13 protein-coding genes and 1 tRNA gene are annotated in these 14,540 nt (G+C 64.2%); 5 read left to right on the top strand and 9 right to left on the bottom strand.

The window, feature by feature from the left end; all coding sequences use genetic code 11:
• Positions 1-52: 52 nt before the first annotated feature.
• A complete protein-coding gene (locus NO347_RS01455; protein ID WP_256288413.1) occupies positions 53-1,180 on the bottom strand; it encodes an MFS transporter in 1,128 nt (375 codons plus the stop codon).
• A 146-nt stretch (positions 1,181-1,326) separates the two neighbouring features.
• On the opposite strand from NO347_RS01455, the gene NO347_RS01450 reads away from it, so the two are divergent.
• Positions 1,327-1,497 carry an HVO_0758 family zinc finger protein gene (locus tag NO347_RS01450; RefSeq protein ID WP_199722979.1) on the top strand — a complete coding sequence of 57 codons (171 nt, stop codon included), beginning with the start codon at positions 1,327-1,329 and terminating at the stop codon, positions 1,495-1,497.
• Positions 1,498-1,554: 57 nt separating this feature from the next.
• On the opposite strand, the gene NO347_RS01445 is transcribed toward NO347_RS01450, so the two are convergent.
• The 4 genes from NO347_RS01445 to NO347_RS01430 form a co-directional block, all read right to left on the bottom strand.
• Positions 1,555-2,649: an aldo/keto reductase gene (locus NO347_RS01445; RefSeq protein WP_256287939.1), complete on the bottom strand. Its 1,095-nt coding sequence runs from the start codon at positions 2,647-2,649 to the stop codon at positions 1,555-1,557.
• Positions 2,650-2,773: 124 nt separating this feature from the next.
• The gene (locus tag NO347_RS01440) at positions 2,774-3,967 is read right to left on the bottom strand and encodes a DHH family phosphoesterase (RefSeq protein WP_256287938.1); all 1,194 of its coding nucleotides are present in this window, start codon (positions 3,965-3,967) and stop codon (positions 2,774-2,776) included.
• A 158-nt stretch (positions 3,968-4,125) separates the two neighbouring features.
• Positions 4,126-5,037: an NAD-dependent epimerase/dehydratase family protein gene (locus NO347_RS01435; protein WP_256287937.1), complete on the bottom strand. Its 912-nt coding sequence runs from the start codon at positions 5,035-5,037 to the stop codon at positions 4,126-4,128.
• Positions 5,037-5,468 carry a DUF5791 family protein gene (locus tag NO347_RS01430; RefSeq protein WP_256287936.1) on the bottom strand — a complete coding sequence of 144 codons (432 nt, stop codon included), beginning with the start codon at positions 5,466-5,468 and terminating at the stop codon, positions 5,037-5,039. Before NO347_RS01430 ends, NO347_RS01435 begins: the two co-directional genes overlap by 1 nt.
• A 162-nt stretch (positions 5,469-5,630) precedes the next feature.
• Here NO347_RS01430 and NO347_RS01425 point away from each other — a divergent pair, with 162 nt between their 5' ends.
• The 3 genes from NO347_RS01425 to NO347_RS01415 all read left to right on the top strand — a co-directional run bounded on the left by NO347_RS01425 (position 5,631) and on the right by NO347_RS01415 (position 7,076).
• The gene (locus NO347_RS01425) at positions 5,631-6,125 is read left to right on the top strand and encodes a ferritin-like domain-containing protein (protein ID WP_256287935.1); all 495 of its coding nucleotides are present in this window, start codon (positions 5,631-5,633) and stop codon (positions 6,123-6,125) included.
• Positions 6,126-6,156: 31 nt separating this feature from the next.
• Positions 6,157-6,612, top strand: a complete 456-nt coding sequence (locus tag NO347_RS01420) for a metal-dependent transcriptional regulator (RefSeq protein WP_121567970.1) — start codon at positions 6,157-6,159, stop codon at positions 6,610-6,612.
• Positions 6,613-7,003: 391 nt separating this feature from the next.
• A tRNA-Gln gene (locus NO347_RS01415) sits at positions 7,004-7,076 on the top strand.
• A 234-nt stretch (positions 7,077-7,310) separates the two neighbouring features.
• Here the strand turns inward: NO347_RS01415 and NO347_RS01410 are convergent.
• From NO347_RS01410 to NO347_RS01395, 4 genes are all read right to left on the bottom strand, one after another.
• On the bottom strand, positions 7,311-7,973 hold the full coding sequence (locus tag NO347_RS01410; RefSeq protein WP_256287934.1) for a DUF998 domain-containing protein: 663 nt from the start codon (positions 7,971-7,973) through the stop codon (positions 7,311-7,313).
• A gap of 176 nt (positions 7,974-8,149) precedes the next feature.
• The gene (locus tag NO347_RS01405; protein ID WP_256287933.1) at positions 8,150-8,587 is read right to left on the bottom strand and encodes a type IV pilin domain-containing protein; all 438 of its coding nucleotides are present in this window, start codon (positions 8,585-8,587) and stop codon (positions 8,150-8,152) included.
• A gap of 221 nt (positions 8,588-8,808) precedes the next feature.
• Complete coding sequence (locus tag NO347_RS01400) at positions 8,809-9,618, bottom strand: hypothetical protein (RefSeq protein WP_256287932.1); 810 nt, start codon at positions 9,616-9,618, stop codon at positions 8,809-8,811.
• Between the two features lie 75 nt (positions 9,619-9,693).
• Positions 9,694-10,548, bottom strand: coding sequence for a hypothetical protein (locus NO347_RS01395; RefSeq protein WP_256287931.1), 855 nt, complete (start codon positions 10,546-10,548; stop codon positions 9,694-9,696).
• A gap of 764 nt (positions 10,549-11,312) precedes the next feature.
• Here NO347_RS01395 and NO347_RS01390 point away from each other — a divergent pair.
• Positions 11,313-13,673, top strand: a complete 2,361-nt coding sequence (locus NO347_RS01390) for an amino acid permease (RefSeq protein ID WP_256287930.1) — start codon at positions 11,313-11,315, stop codon at positions 13,671-13,673.
• Positions 13,674-14,540: the final 867 nt, after the last annotated feature.

The following is a 14,540-nucleotide window of genomic DNA, read 5'->3' as shown; positions in this document are numbered from 1 at the left end:
ACGAGCAAAAGCGCGGGGGTTCCGGATGCCTATCGCCCGCGCGCCGTGGGTGTCACTGCGGGAGCCGCCCCGCCTGCTGGAAGGCGACCAACCCGACGACGACGACGGCGAGTCCGAGCGCGAGTTGCGTGAAGATGGCGTCGTAGGCAAGTCCCAGTTCGCGGAGCGTCCCGACGGCCGACGACCCCGTCGCCTGGACGACCATCATCCCGCCGGAGTACCACGCGTACGCGCTCGCTCGCGTCTCGTCCGGTAGCGTGTCCAGCAGATAGGTGTCGATCGCCGGAAAGAGGCTGTGGATCACGTAGCCGATCACCGCCGTGAGGACGAGGATCGGGACGAGTCCCGTCGTGACTGTCAGCACGAGCACGGAGACGGTGAACGACCCGATGATCACGAGAATGTACGGGACGCGCGGGAGCCGGTCAGTGAGCCGCCCGGAAATAAAGAAAGCGGGGACGCCAGCGGCGAATATCACCGTGAGGAGGTTCTTCGCGGTCGCGTCGGCGAGCCCTTTCGTCTCCATATACAGCTCGTAGAAGTTGAACAGTCCCTGCCAGACGAAGCCGGTCGCGCCGACGACCACGACGCCCAAGAGCACGACGCGCCACTCCGAGCGGATCGCGCCGAGGAGGTCTCTGTCGTCGGTACCCGCGTCGGGGAGCTCTGTCGACCGCGCGGCGAAATACAGCGCAACCGTGACGAGCGCCGCCGCGGCCGCGACGCAGACGAACACGAGCTGCCAGTCGAAGAAGAACGTCAGGATCAGCGTCACGAGCGGCGCGGCCGCGACGGCGGCGAGTTGGCTCATCATCCCGTGGACGCCGAGCGCCCAGCCGACGCGTTCGGGGTAGAGTTCGCTGACGAGCGGGTTCGCGGCGACCAGATAGACGCCCGAGGAGAGGCCCATCAGGAGCGCGCCGATGCCGACGAAAAGCACCGAGTTCGCGCTCGCGGTGAACGCCGCAGCGGTCGTGAGCACCGCGCCGGTCACGAGGATCACGCGGTGACGGGGGACGCGCGTGAGCACCCAGCCGGTCGGGATCCGCGGGAGCGCGCTGCCGAGCCACGCGAGCGTCGCGATGAGCCCGGCCGTGCCCTCGCCGATCTGAAACACCGCGATGAACTCCTGCAGCAGCGGTGCGAAGACGACCCTCGCGAGGTTCACCAGGAAGAACATCGAACAGAGCGTACCGAACAGTCGGCTCCGAGACACGACCGACTCTTGCCCGTAAGGGGTGTCAACTGTTGCGATCCAGCGCCGGAGACGAGCGGACCGCGCTATACTGATCTTTTTACCTCACGCCCTCCACGTTCGAGGTGACTATGAAGACGACGCGGAAGGGGCTTCGAGACGGGGAGTTGGAGAAAGACACCTACGGGCGTCTGAACTGCGCGGAGTGCGGCGAGACGCTGAAGACCGAAAACGATCCCGACGAGGTCTACACTGTGCGGCGGTGTCCCGACTGCGAAACGGAGTGGAAGGAACTCCGGTAGACAGCGGGCGGGCGGTGAATCGGAGAGAACGGCCGCAGACAGGTGAGGGGAACGCCGTCACTCGAAGACGGCGTCGAACGCTCGCGCGCCGAGCGGCTCGAACGTGCCGGCAGCGACGTTTTCGGGGACGTGCTCCGACGAGCTCGTGCCGACGAGCGCGGTGGTGACGCCGGGGGCGCTTCGGGCGAAGTTGATCGCTCGCTGCGCGGCGGTCTCTCCGTGTAACTCCGCGTCGACGGCTGCCGGGATCGACGACGCAAGATCACCCTGTGCGAGAGTCGCGCTCGCGACGACGTCGAGGCCGGCCGCCTGGGCGTATTCGAGCGCGCTTACGTCCCGTTCTTCTTCGGGGTGTCGGTGCGCCGCGACGGTGAACGCGTCGGCCATCGTGACGCTGAACGGGAGCTGAATCGCTTTCAGTCCGGGCTCTGCGGCGCCCACTTTCTCGGCCGCTCTCGCGGCGCGGTCGACGACCTCGGGCAACGAGAGATACGCGTCGTGATTGCGGGGCACGCGGAACGCCTCCCAGGTCGCGACGCCGTAGGCGCCGATGTCACCCGCCTCGCGGCGACGTTCGAGGCGCTCGAAAGCCGCTTCGAGTTGGTCGTAAACCGCCTCGCGGTTCCTGGCCGCCAGTTGCGTTTCGGGGTTGTGGACGTAGTAGCAATCGACCGTGTCGACGCCGAGGTTCGCGAGCGAGCGGTCCAGCAGTTCCTCCAGGAAGTCGGGGGCGATGGCGTGGCTGCCGCGCGCGAGGTCGTCGACAGCGACGTGGCCGGGGCGGACGAACTCCTCGCGGACGTACGCGCCCGGATCGTCGGGACGGGAGCCATCGAACGGGACGAAGCCGCCCTTGGTCGCGACGACGACTTCCTCGCGGCCGGCGTCGGCGGCGTCGAGCGCCTCGCCGACGACGCGCTCGCTCCGCTGGTGGCGGTAGTTGATCGCGGTGTCGACGTGGTTGATGCCGGCCGAGAGCGCGTCGGTGATCGATTCGCGGTAGCGCTCGTCGTACTCGTCGGTCGGAGTCCCGAGGTACGTGCCGAGGCCGATGCTCGAAGCGACACCCGGTCCGAACCGACGGAAGTACGTCCGGGCGAAGGCGTCGCCGAACCGATCGCGGTATCCCCAGGTCCCCTGACTCGTCGCCATAGTCCAGGCAAAGGGACGCGCGGGTAAACGGGCGTCGGAAGTCGGAAGTCGGGAGCCGAAGTTCGGAAGTCGCTAACCGCCAACTGCCAACCGCCAACCGCAAACTGCCAGCCGTCCCACGGCGTCAGATGTCGCCGGACATCGACTCGAACAGGCGATCGCGGAGCGCGTCGCGGGGCATCGTCTCGCCGGTCCCGGTCTGGATCTGGCCGCTGTGTAAGACGAGTTGTCCGCCGCCCATCCGCGCGTGCCCGCCCGCCGAGGCGCTCTTTAGACCCGATACCGCCGAGTCGAGCGTCTGACCCATATGGACGCGATCGTCGCGTGAGCGCCCGGAGATGTGGATCGTCCCGTCCCGCTCGCCGAGGACGACGACGGCGGTGACGCCTTCGAGTTGGACCAGTTCGTCGGCCGCCTGGGGGATGGCGTCGGGATTAGAGATGCGACCGACGTCGCTGATGGCGAACGGCCCGCGGACGTCGCGGCCGGCGATCGCGCGGGCTTTCAGTTCCAGGACTTCCGTCGAGACTTCGGGGTTTGCGATCCGGTCGAGTTGGTCCTCGTTGACCCCAGCGTACAGGAACCCCGCAGCGGCGAAGTCCGCGGCCGAACAGCCGGCAGTCAGCCGCTTGGTGTCGGTCAGAATCCCGTAGAGCAGGCCGGTCGCGACCGTCGACGGGACGGTGTAGGCCGCGTCGACTTCGCTCGCGTGTTTGGCCGGCGGGACCGGCTTGGCGCCGACGTCCTCGAAGTACTCGGCGACGATGCTGGAGGCGGCCCCGTAGTCCGTCCGCACGTCGGTGAACTCGCCGCCGGTCCCCTCGCCGGGGTGGTGATCGACGACGGCGAATGGGAGGACGCTATCGGCCCCAGCGAAGCCCCGCGGGCGGTTGTGATCGACGAGGACCACGTGTTCGGCCGCGACGTCGCTGACGTGGGTGATCCGGTCGATGTCGATCTCCAGTACCGTCTGGAAGGCGCGGTTCTCCTGGTGGCGGACCTGCCCGGCGTACTGGACCGTCGCATCAGTTCCGACCTGTTCGGCGAGGCTCGCGACGCCGATGCCCGTCGCCATCGCGTCGGGGTCGGGATTCGGATGCAACAGCACCGCGACCTCGTCGAGTCCGGAGACCTGTTCGAGAAAGCGCGTCCCCATCGGCCGTTCGAACCGCTTGATCGCGTAGAGACCGACGAGGAGCGCGAGGAGACCGACGACGACAGCGAGGACGACAGCAGGGTAGGCCACGAAGAGCTCCCTCGCGCGACCGACGAACTCCGAACCGGCGTTCGAGGCGACGCCCGGAAGCGGGGACCACATACTCTTTGCGTCAGAGTGCATCCCTAAGAAGATTCCTTCGTTCAGCCGGGTGACGCGCTCACAGACTGGAGTCTGAGGAAATCACAATCGAACAGCTCCACGGCGCGTCCCGAAACGAGCGCTAGAGTGGTTGGGGGAACCGCCGCCGAACGTGCAGTTCAGATCTCCGAAGCGTCCGTTCCGGACAGATACGCCTCGATCGCCGCGCTGTAACCCTCCCGATAGGTCGGATACGCGAGGTCGTAGCCGAGTTCGCGCAGGCGCGCGTTCGAGCAGCGCTTGCTGGTCTGGATCCGCCGGCGCGCGGCCGCCGAGAGGTCCGGGTCGTCCAGTCCCTCCTCGATCGTCCGCTTCGGTGGGGCAGGTTCGTCGCACTCGGTAGCCAGCCAATCGGCGAACGCCCACTTGTCGACCGGTTCGTCGTCCACGACGAGGACGACGTCGTCGCGTGCCAGGTCGGATTCGAGGAGGAACGCGACCGCGCCCGCGGCGTCGTCGCGGTGCACCATATTCAGATATCCCTCCGTCACGGGGCCCTCTAGATAGCTATCGAGTCGGTACCGGTCGGGACCGTACAGCCCCGCAAAGCGCGCGACGGTGCCGTCGATGCCGGCCGCAGCCGTTTCCTCACGGGCGACGCGCTCGGCCGCCGCGAGGACGCGGGTCTTCTCGGTCGTCGGCTCGATCGGCGTCTCCTCGTCGACGAAGTCGCCGCCGTGGTCGCCGTAGACGCCCGTCGAGGAGGTGTAGACGAGCCGATCCGGAGGCGAGGAGCGATCGGCGTACGCCGCGATGACGTTCCGTAATCCCTCCACGTAGACGTCGCGGGCGGCATCCGCACCGCGACCGCCGGAACTGGCCGCGAAGACGACCCAGTCGGCGTCGGGGAGGGCAGCGAGCGAGTCGGCGTCGGTCGCGTCGGCACGGACGGCGTCGAGACCCGCTTCGGCGACCGCGTCGAGTCCGGCGTCGGAGCGGCGGACGCCGATCACCTCGTGGCCGGCCGCGTCGAGTTGCCGGCCGAGTTCGAGGCCGACGTACCCACAGCCGACGATGACGGTTCGGGCCATCAGCGCTCGTTCCGTTCGGCGAGGAACTGCTGGATCGCCGCGAGCTGTTCGAGCGTCATCGTCGTCCGGCCTTCGAGCGCCTGTTGGACTTCCTGCCCCGAGAGCCCGAGATCGACGTTTGCGGCGATCGTGTCGACGTCGACGACGCCGGTCGTCATCGCCATCAGGAGGTGATCGCGGAGTTCGAGGACGATCGCCTCGGCGTCGGGGCGGGCCTCGTCGAGTGCGAGGATTGCGGCGGCGTCTGCGACGCTCAGATCGGGCACGGTGCCGTCGGCGAGCGCCTCGACGGTGTCGACGTCGACGCCCGATTCGGCGGCTGCGGTTTCGACGCCGACGTCTGTCAGGACGGCTCTGAGCTGTGCTTCGTAGGCTTCGCGCAACGCCTCGGGAGTCAGCGTCGCCGGCTCCTCGGCCGCGTCGTAGAGCATACCGCTACTCGCCACCGCGGCGGCAAAACGGTTTCCGAACGGGGCGTGGCGGCGTCTCGGGGGCGTCGGGGTCGCACCCCGCGAAGGGGAACTGCTTAAGTTCGTCACTACCCACCCAACGAGTATGAGCCACGTATCGCCCGCAAATCGGGAGGTGCAGCCGTGAGCGTCGGCCATCGCGTCAGCTCCGATCACCAGCTCGCGCGGTTGCTCCAGATCGGGATCGTCCTCGAAGAGGTCGTCGAGGCCCGGTCGTATCACCACTATCAGTCGCTCGACGACGGGGAAGAGCTCGACGCCGAGATCGAATCGCTCTTGGAACACGCCGCCGCGGAATCCGCCGAGCATCGCGAGCGACTGGAAGCGCTCGTCGAGGAACTCGACGCCGAGAGCATCCCGTTCGACGAGATCGAAGCGCTCGTCGAAGCCCAGTACGGCAAGACAGAGCCCGAGGACTTCGACGACATCCTCTACGACCAACTGTGCAACGAGGAGACGGCGTACAAGTTCTACGACGACCTCGTCGGCGCGCTCCGGGCCTCGGAGGCGACCTTCGGGATCGACCGCGACCGACTCATCGACGTGCTCATCGAGATCCGCGAGGAGGAAGCAGACGGCGTCGAAGAAGTCACGAAAATTATGAACAAACGGCAATGAGACGAGATACGATGCGTCACGGAGGGACGGTATGAACACGGCCGACCAGTACGTCAAGGCGATCTACCTCCTCCAGCAGATGGAGAACGGCCCGGCGTCGACCGGCGCGCTCGCGGATCGCCTCGACGTCAGCCCCGCCAGCGCGAACGAGATGATCGGGAAACTCGAATCGCGAGGGCTCGCCGAACACGAGAAGTACAAGGGCGTCACGCTCACCGACGACGGGATCGTCCGCGCCCGGGATGCACTCCAGACGTACTGCATCATCGAGCGGTTCCTCGCGAACGTCCTCTCCGTCGAGGAGTTCCGCGCCGAGGCACGCGAACTCGAACCGGTCATCGACGACCTCGTCGCCGAGCGCCTGGACACGATCATCGATCGAAACGCCGAGTGCCCCGACTGCTTCGACCCCGAAACGGACGCCTGTTGTCACCTCGAAGTGGCCTCCGAGGCCAACGTCGAAGCCGAAGAGCAACGCGCGGACTGACGCCGTTTTTCTCCCGGCTTATTAAGCAGGACGAAGCCCGTAGCTTCAAGATGTTCCCGACTGAGGCGTTGGATATGGATGGGACAACGGCGCTCGATCGCCTCCTGAAACTCGCGGGATTGGGGCCCCGCGAGACGTCGGAGGCAACCGACCGAACAGCACCGTACGCGTGTTTGGGCTGTGGGGCGACGTACGACGTACAGTATCACGTTTGTCCGGAGTGCGGGGGTTACTCTGTGGAGCTACAGCAGACCGGTCTCGATCCGGATAGCAACCCAGAGAGCAGACACGAACGTCGATAAGGCAGCCGACCACCGGGCGGGATCGAGGGCCGACGAGCGCCGTCGGAACCCGATGCCTTTTCAAAGACTGCGACGTGAGTAGGAGATGCAGTCCCGTGGTGTAGTGGCCAATCATATGGGCCTTTGGAGCCCATGACGGCGGTTCGAATCCGCCCGGGACTACTACATTTCCCAGAGAGCGAACCCTGAGCTGCTGCTGTCGGCTGCGGCGGATGTTCGGTTCGCCAGGATCGACATCTTCGGCAACACGCGTACCGAGGCGCATTCACTTTTCGGTCTCTCCGTTGGAGTCGGCGACGGCTGACCGTTCGGGGGAAGGCCAGAGGTTCGACAGCGTGGCCGAGCCCCCAACCGCGACGAGAGACCGATCGCGCCCGAAGCGTCAGCGAACGCTCGTTAAATGGCTGTCTCACCTGTCGAGTCGGTGGACGCGGCCAACAGATAGCCGCCGAACGCGGGCAACCAGACGATGAGCGGGTAGACGACCCACCGTTCGATCCCGCCGCTACCGAGGACCGCGAGCGGGCTCGGACCACGGACGGCCAATCCGTAGAAGAAGACGCTCAGGAGGATGAGTAGGGAGCTGCCACCGAAGAGACCGCAGAGGAAGGAGAACGGCCTGGAGACGACCCGGGTGGAGAGGACGACTGTGATTCCTCCCGCGAAGAACGTGAGAAGAGCGAAGAGACCGTGCCACGGAGTCACGTTTCCCGGGAAGACACCCACACCGAACGCGCCGAGTCCGAACACGGCGAGCGCGAGTGGGAATCCGCGACGGTCCAGCACACGGGAGAGGTAATACGCCGAAAGAACGACGAGCACACCTGTTACAAGCATCGTCGTGTTGAAAATCGTCGCTGACGGTTCGTGGATGATGGGGTTGGGTGGGCGGGTCGAGCCCAGGTCGCTGATGTCCTGTCTCGTCGAGTAGTTCGGGTAGAGGACTTCGGCGGTGACGATTCCCATAATGCCGATGAATCCGGACAGCGTGAGACCGAAACCTGCGATCGACAGTTCCGAAAGGCCAAGACGGGACCAGTAGGTGTTGAGATCGTTCATCAACGGCCGTTTTTCCACGTGGAGTGACAAACCTTTCTCACAATCACTGATCGGTCTCACCGCCGCAGCGTCAATCACGGCAGAGAAAGAGTACGTGTTCGTTCTTCGGACAGCGTGCACGGACGCCCCCACGGAAACGGAACGCGTCCACGCAGTCCGCGGTGAGTAGCGTGGCGTTATGCGCTCCCAGGTGCCTTGGACTGACTCAACGTCGCGGAGGTCTCGCCGTTCTGTGAGGACCAGACGACGCGGATCGTCTGCCCACTGAATCCTTGCGAGGCGTTTTTGGTTAGCGAATCACCGGCGCTGACGGAAGTGTACGAACTGTTCCATCCCAACGATTCGTTGTGCCACTCTGCTCCCGCCGTGTCGAGTTGCGTTGCGGTAATCGAGTCACCCGACTGGTGCGTAATTGTGACGTTACTGGTGCTGGCAGTCGTATTGTAGTCGAAGTCGAAACTGGCCTGCGGGGCTGTCTGCTGAACGCCCTGCCCGAGGTTGAGCACGAACGAACCGATGACGGCCGCGAGAATGACCGTGATCGCGACCATCAGAATTACCCCGATGACTGGGGACACTGCGTCGTCATCTGCGAGGAGCTGTTTTAGCTGCATACTAACGACAATCGTAGGGTTCGCTTAAAATAATACTCCTGTAGTAGCATTTGCAAGTCTTCTCATCGGATCGTACGCTGTCGTGCGATCGGGTGCGCAATCAGTTGCAAGTGCTACTATAGCACCCCTCGGGTGACGACCCGCCTGTTGACGTCCACGGACGCGGCGATAGCCTGCGATTGGTTCCAAAACGAATGTGAACAGGCTAGCTCAGGGACCGCTCAGGCGACGAAGTCAGCGTCGGCGAGATACTTGCGTTTGGTTCGTTTTGCTTCTGGACCCTCTGGAACGAGACCGGGCGTGGTTACCGGACTGTCGAAGCGACCGGGGTCCGGACGAACACTGTCGAGTAATTCCGAGAACATGGCACTGCTCCGTCCCGTAATGTGCACGAAGCCGCCGTAGTTGCGTTCCTCGAACGGCGTGGTGTCCGGGTCCGGGAACGACTCTCGGATGCAGGGGACGCGCTCGCGGATGTATTCTGCGGCTTCACGCTGTGCGTACTGGCACTCCGCGTAGTATCGTTCGCGATACTCCTCGTCGATATCTGTGTGTGTAACTGATTCGTAACGGACGGCGTCGTCGGAAACGTCGCCGTCGGCGAAGCCGAGATTGACCGTGAAGCAGTCGGGATAGCGGAGCACGAGGAGAAAGAAGAACTGGTCGTCGTGGGTGTAGCGCTCCTGCAGCCGGTAGTAGCACTCCCGGTAGTAGGTCGCGAGCGCTCCGATCCAGTCGTCGCGCTCGCCGCGGATGTACGCGTCCGCGACATCGTGATAGTCCGCGCCGGCGACCTGCTGTAGGCGGTGCTGGAAGCTCTGTCGCATCTCGTCGAGTTCGTACTCGTAGGCTTCGGTGAGCGGGACGTCCGGATCCGCGAGCAGGTCGCTCTTGTCGATACCCGCATCGGCGATGCGCGTCATATTCTTATGGAGGACGCGTTCGGCGTCGAGATCCGGCAGTGGGACTCGAACCGCCTGCTGGTACAGAACGTTCGTCGCGCGTTCTTCTCGCCCTCGCCACTCGTCCATCGTATTCCGTGGTAGCGAGATGCTCCTATTACTGTCTGTCTATCCGTAATGATCGATGGGCGTGGTTTGACAACGTCACTCGGGCGACTCGGACGAGTCCGGATCCCACGACCGATTGACCGCCGACTCCGGATCGAGGTCCGCGACGAAACGCATCGTTGCGAAGTTCGCGCCGAGACCGAGGATGCTGCCGCCGAGGATGCCGACCGGGATCCCGAGCAGCGGCACGTTCACCACGAACGCGGTCGCAAAGGGTGAGACCACGAGGACGAAGAGCGAGAAGCCGACCGCATAGGAAACGTACGGGCCGCCGTCGACGGCGAGCGCGTACGACGATCGGGCGGCATCGACGACGCCGACGTCGCGTAGAACGAGGAGATACGGCGTCGCATAAAAGAGGTACGCGGCGATCAGAAAGACGAGCAACGTCGGGATGACGATCAGCAGCACCGCACCACTGAGGTTCCCAGCCAACGTGCCGACGCCAAAGACGCCGACTGCGAGCGGGAGCACCGCGAGGAATGGCACGGCAGTCAGCACGAGAAAGGGGACAAAGTACGCACGAACGTTTCGGCTGAAGTCGTAGGCGTCGCGATCGAGTGCGTTTCGGATGCTCCCGAAGTACCCCGCCGTCGCTGCGGCCTGCACGACGAGCAATACCGGGACCGTCACGACCGCCAGCGGGAGCATCTCGATCGGAAGCCCGGTGTTCGCGGTGACGCCCGAGTTCGGGACGCTCACGAACTGCCAGATGGTGACGACCGACAGCGGGAGCCCGAATTTGAATCCGATGTGTCCGCCGTCGAACGTGGCGATAGCGACGATCTTGTCCGTATCCAGAAGGGCGAGCAGTACCGGGACGAGCGCCAGCAGCGGATACTCTCGGGCCCGTTCCATCCCTGCGAAGAGTCGAGTCGTGAAACTAGGCATCGGAGACACCCCTGTCACTGCGACGGATTCGTAAGTGTCTCTCCTGCCAGCGAACGAGAGTGGAGGGACGCCTTCTGATCGGGTGTACGTCGGGTGTGGGGACCATCTCTGATACGTCTGTATCGACGACGATCGCAGATAAAACTCGGTTTAGCTCAAACGGGTGTTGGGGTGACCGAAGGCGCGGCTGCTCCCCTCGGCGACCAGTCCTGTGTCGGCAGGTCGTCGCCGCGTCGACTTCGTCGGTTTCGTAGACTGTGTTTATACTCGTCTGTCGGCTCGATAACTGACTCTGGGTTCGCCTCGGAAAGTGACAAAATGTTTTGGTCTGGGGCCGATATTTTACGAAAACGGTGATTTTTGGTGACTTTAATACGTGATGCGGCCGCAATCGTTCGGTATGGATCCGTACGAGGCGAGTGGCGCGGCGGACGTTGTCGGAGTTCTCGTAAGTCCTCGCAGATCTCTCGGCGTGTCCTCCGACGAGAGTCTATCAACGGTTACGGAAACCCCGATAGAACGTGCCCGCCGTCCGCTCACAACGGTCGGAACGACGGATCCCACGAGCGGTTACGGCTGTGTGAGCGGGCGCAGATTCCGGGAGTTGCACCGTCCGAGCTCCGCCGTACTGCAGCCGTGACGTACGCAGCGCTCTCGACGGAGCGCACAACCGTCGATTGCGACTAACTTGGACAAAACAGAGAGGGGATGGCAAATCTGCACACGCAGGAGTCGGTAAACGACGAGCACTCCGGGAGCAGAGGATGGTAGAGCACACTCGGTCACTCGGCTTCACCGTCGCGTACGCGATGGGCCTCGGGACGATGATCGCGGCGGGGATCTTCTCGCTGTCCGGCGTCGCCGTCGCCCGAATCGGCAGTAGCGCGGTCATCGCGTTCATTATCGCCGCAGTCGTCGCCGGGATCACCGCGGCTTCGTACTCCGAGTTCGCCTCGATCTACTCCGAGAACGGCGGCGGCTACCTGTTCAGTTCACAGACGTTCGACAGCGACTTCCTCACGTACTTCGTCGGCGTCTCGCGGTTTCTCGGCTACACGGGGACGACCGCGTTCTACCTCGCGACGATGGGCGAGTGGTGGCAGCGGTTCGTCTTCCCCGAAGTCTGGCCGATTCCGCACGGGACGATGCCGCTCGTCACGACGATTCTCCTTGGCGCCCTCAACGCCCGCGGGACTGAGGAGAGCGGGACGTTCCAGGTCATCGTCACCTCCGCGAAAGTCGCCGTGCTCTTCGCGTTCATCGGCGGCGCGTTCGCTTTCGCCGGGCCAGTCGAAGCTACTGGGCGGTTCGCCGGGAACTTCCAGGCCGAACCCGTCGGCATCGTCTCCGTGGCGGCCCTGGCGTTCATTACGTTCTTCGGATTCTCAGCCATCGCTGCGAGTGCGGGCGAGATCATCGAACCACGGAAGACGGTCCCCAAGGCTATCGCGACGTCGATCCTGACCGTCGTCGTGCTCTACACCTTCGTCATCGTCGCGATGGTGAACTCGCCGATCCCCGCAGAAGTGGTCGCCGAACTCGGAGAGACCGCGATGGGCCGGGTCGCGGCCGCGTTCCTCGGTCCGATCGGTCGGGTACTCATCGTCGCGGGCGCGATCTTCTCGATGGTGTCGGCGTCGAACGCCTCGATACTGGCCGCCTCGGGGATCGGGTCGCTGATGGGCGAGCGCGGACAGGCCCCGCGGCCGTTCCAGCGCATCCATCCCGAGTACGGGACGCCGTTCTGGAGCGTCGCGACGGCGACGGGAACGATCGTCGCGTTCATTCTGGCCTTCAGCGGCATCCTGCCGTCGGTCGAGGTCGTCGGCCGCGGACTCCACTTCCATCTCTCGGCGCTCACCGGCTTTGCGACGTTCAATCTGCTCGTTCCACTCTCGGTCGTGAACGTCGCGCTCGTCTACTCGCGGCGCCGCTATCCGGACCTCGACCGTCCCTTCAGCGTCCCTCTCGTGCCGTTCGTTCCCGTCCTGGGCGTCCTGGCCAACGTCGCACTTATCGGAAATCTGCCCTTCTCGGGGATCCTCAGCGGCATCGTCGTCGTGATCGCGCTCGTAGCGTCGTACTACTTCTGGGGCGGCGCGCCCGAACGCGAGGAACTCTTCGCGCGCGTGACTGAAGCCCGCCCGCACGCTGCATCCGTCGAACCGGGCGGGCACGCCGCCCGTGCGGGCGAACGCCCGCCGACCGTAGCGGGTGAGTCGGCCGCAGCGGCCGGCGGAGAGGAGGCCGAAGCGGAGACCGAAGAACGGTTCCGTATCCTAGTCCCGGTCGCTCGGCCGAGTCGCGCACCCGCCTACGTGCGCTTTGCGAGCCAAATAGCCGAAGCGCGGACGGGCAACGGCGATCCGCTCGTCCAGGTCGTGACGATCACCCAGCTACCCGAACAGACCCCCTTCGAGGCGCTCGAAGACACCGCCGGCGACCGCGCCGACGCGCTCGAAGCCCAGCTCGAAGGCGTCGAGACCGGGGTCGACTACACCGTCGAGGGACACATCTGCCGGGAGGTCGCCTTCGACATCCTCCAGACTGCTCGGGACGACGGCGCGGACCTGATCCTGATGGGGTACCCCGAGGACCACCCGGACATCGCGTCGTCGGTGCAGTTCAAATCGCCGTGTGACATTCTCTACGTCCACAAACTCCCCGAGCACCCGAGCCTGGACGTGGTCAACGTCGGTGCCGGCGGCGGACCGCACCACCACGCCCTCCTCCCCCTGATCGACGACCTCGGAACGCAGGGCGCGGCGGTCCACGTCATTCGCGTCGCACCGACGGGCGAACACGGGACACACGAAGCGATCGAGGACACACTCGATCACCTCTCGGAAGGGATCGACGTCGAGGTTCACGAGATCGAAGCTGATCTCATCGCCGACGGCCTCGTCGAGTCGGCGGCGGCGAGCGGCGGCGTCCTGTTCATCGGCGCGACTCGCACGCGCGAGCTCCGTCGGTGGGTCTTCGGGAGCACCCCGGACCGCGTCATCGAGCGCGCCCCCGAAACCGACCTCCCGGTAGTCGTCTACGCCAGTTCGACCGGCGTCGTCGGCCGCCTCTCCGAATACGTCTTCCCCGTCTATCGCTACCTGCAGAAGCTGTTCCGGTAGTCTCACGCGGATTCTCGGCTTGCTTGTCTGGGACTCTGTCGCTGATCGTACATTTTTGCGGTGTTGAATTAACGGAGGGCGTCCGAGAAAGGAAGGTTACTTATAATATATGCTAGTCGTCCTACTCGGGCGTCTAATCGACAGACGGATGCACGGTCACGGACTCTCGCGTCGCCGCCCGACTCGGTTCCGAGTCGTGACTGACGACGGAGTTCGAGGCATCCGGCAGAACGAGGCGGACACCGACTTCCGTTTCTGGTGGTTCAGTTTGTGCGTCGTTTCATCTGCACTCGCGTCAGCGTCTGCGTCAGTCGCTCGCGCGTCGTCGACGACCCACTACTTCACGTATGACAGGCTACACGAGCCGCTTTCGAGCCGTTTCTCTCGTAACGATTCTTGTACTCAGTCTTCTCAGCGGGATGGGGGCGTTCTCCGGCGTCGTTGCCGCGGATCAAGGGAACATCTCATTTGATTCGTCCACGTACACCGACGGCGACGTCGTCACCGTCACCGTCGAAGATAGCGATTTGTCGACGACCACGGACTACGTCGTCAATATCGAGTCGGATACTGAGTCGCAATCATTCGTGTTTGGCGAGCATCCTGGTACAGAGAAAAAATACACCACAGAATGGAGTGTTTCAGACCAAAATGACGACAATAAGATATCCAAACTGGATATCACCTATCAAGATAGCAGTCGCGGAGGGAACGAGATTTCGTCTGTTAGCCGGAATAATAACGGGACCGTCACTATCACCTTTGACAGCTCTCCGGAGTCCCGCGATGGTATCGAGTACACTAGAGGCGAAACCGTCAAGCTAGTACACCAAACAGATGCACAGTTTAGAGGAATCTCTGAACTGA

This window comes from Halobellus inordinatus, from assembly GCF_024464655.1.
GTDB lineage: Archaea > Halobacteriota > Halobacteria > Halobacteriales > Haloferacaceae > Haloquadratum > Haloquadratum inordinatus.
This window is presented reverse-complemented; position numbering and strand designations above follow the sequence as displayed.

Coding starts and splice junctions, on each gene's coding strand:
- NO347_RS01405 (WP_256287933.1), bottom strand. CDS start 8,587: ATGCAGCTAAAACAGCTCCTCGCAGATGACGACGCAGTGTCCCCAGTC.
- NO347_RS01440 (WP_256287938.1), bottom strand. CDS start 3,967: ATGTGGTCCCCGCTTCCGGGCGTCGCCTCGAACGCCGGTTCGGAGTTC.
- NO347_RS01400 (WP_256287932.1), bottom strand. CDS start 9,618: ATGGACGAGTGGCGAGGGCGAGAAGAACGCGCGACGAACGTTCTGTAC.
- NO347_RS01430 (WP_256287936.1), bottom strand. CDS start 5,468: ATGCTCTACGACGCGGCCGAGGAGCCGGCGACGCTGACTCCCGAGGCG.
- NO347_RS01395 (WP_256287931.1), bottom strand. CDS start 10,548: ATGCCTAGTTTCACGACTCGACTCTTCGCAGGGATGGAACGGGCCCGA.
- NO347_RS01410 (WP_256287934.1), bottom strand. CDS start 7,973: ATGAACGATCTCAACACCTACTGGTCCCGTCTTGGCCTTTCGGAACTG.
- NO347_RS01435 (WP_256287937.1), bottom strand. CDS start 5,037: ATGGCCCGAACCGTCATCGTCGGCTGTGGGTACGTCGGCCTCGAACTC.
- NO347_RS01455 (WP_256288413.1), bottom strand. CDS start 1,180: ATGTTCTTCCTGGTGAACCTCGCGAGGGTCGTCTTCGCACCGCTGCTG.
- NO347_RS01420 (WP_121567970.1), top strand. CDS start 6,157: ATGAACACGGCCGACCAGTACGTCAAGGCGATCTACCTCCTCCAGCAG.
- NO347_RS01390 (WP_256287930.1), top strand. CDS start 11,313: ATGGTAGAGCACACTCGGTCACTCGGCTTCACCGTCGCGTACGCGATG.
- NO347_RS01450 (WP_199722979.1), top strand. CDS start 1,327: ATGAAGACGACGCGGAAGGGGCTTCGAGACGGGGAGTTGGAGAAAGAC.
- NO347_RS01445 (WP_256287939.1), bottom strand. CDS start 2,649: ATGGCGACGAGTCAGGGGACCTGGGGATACCGCGATCGGTTCGGCGAC.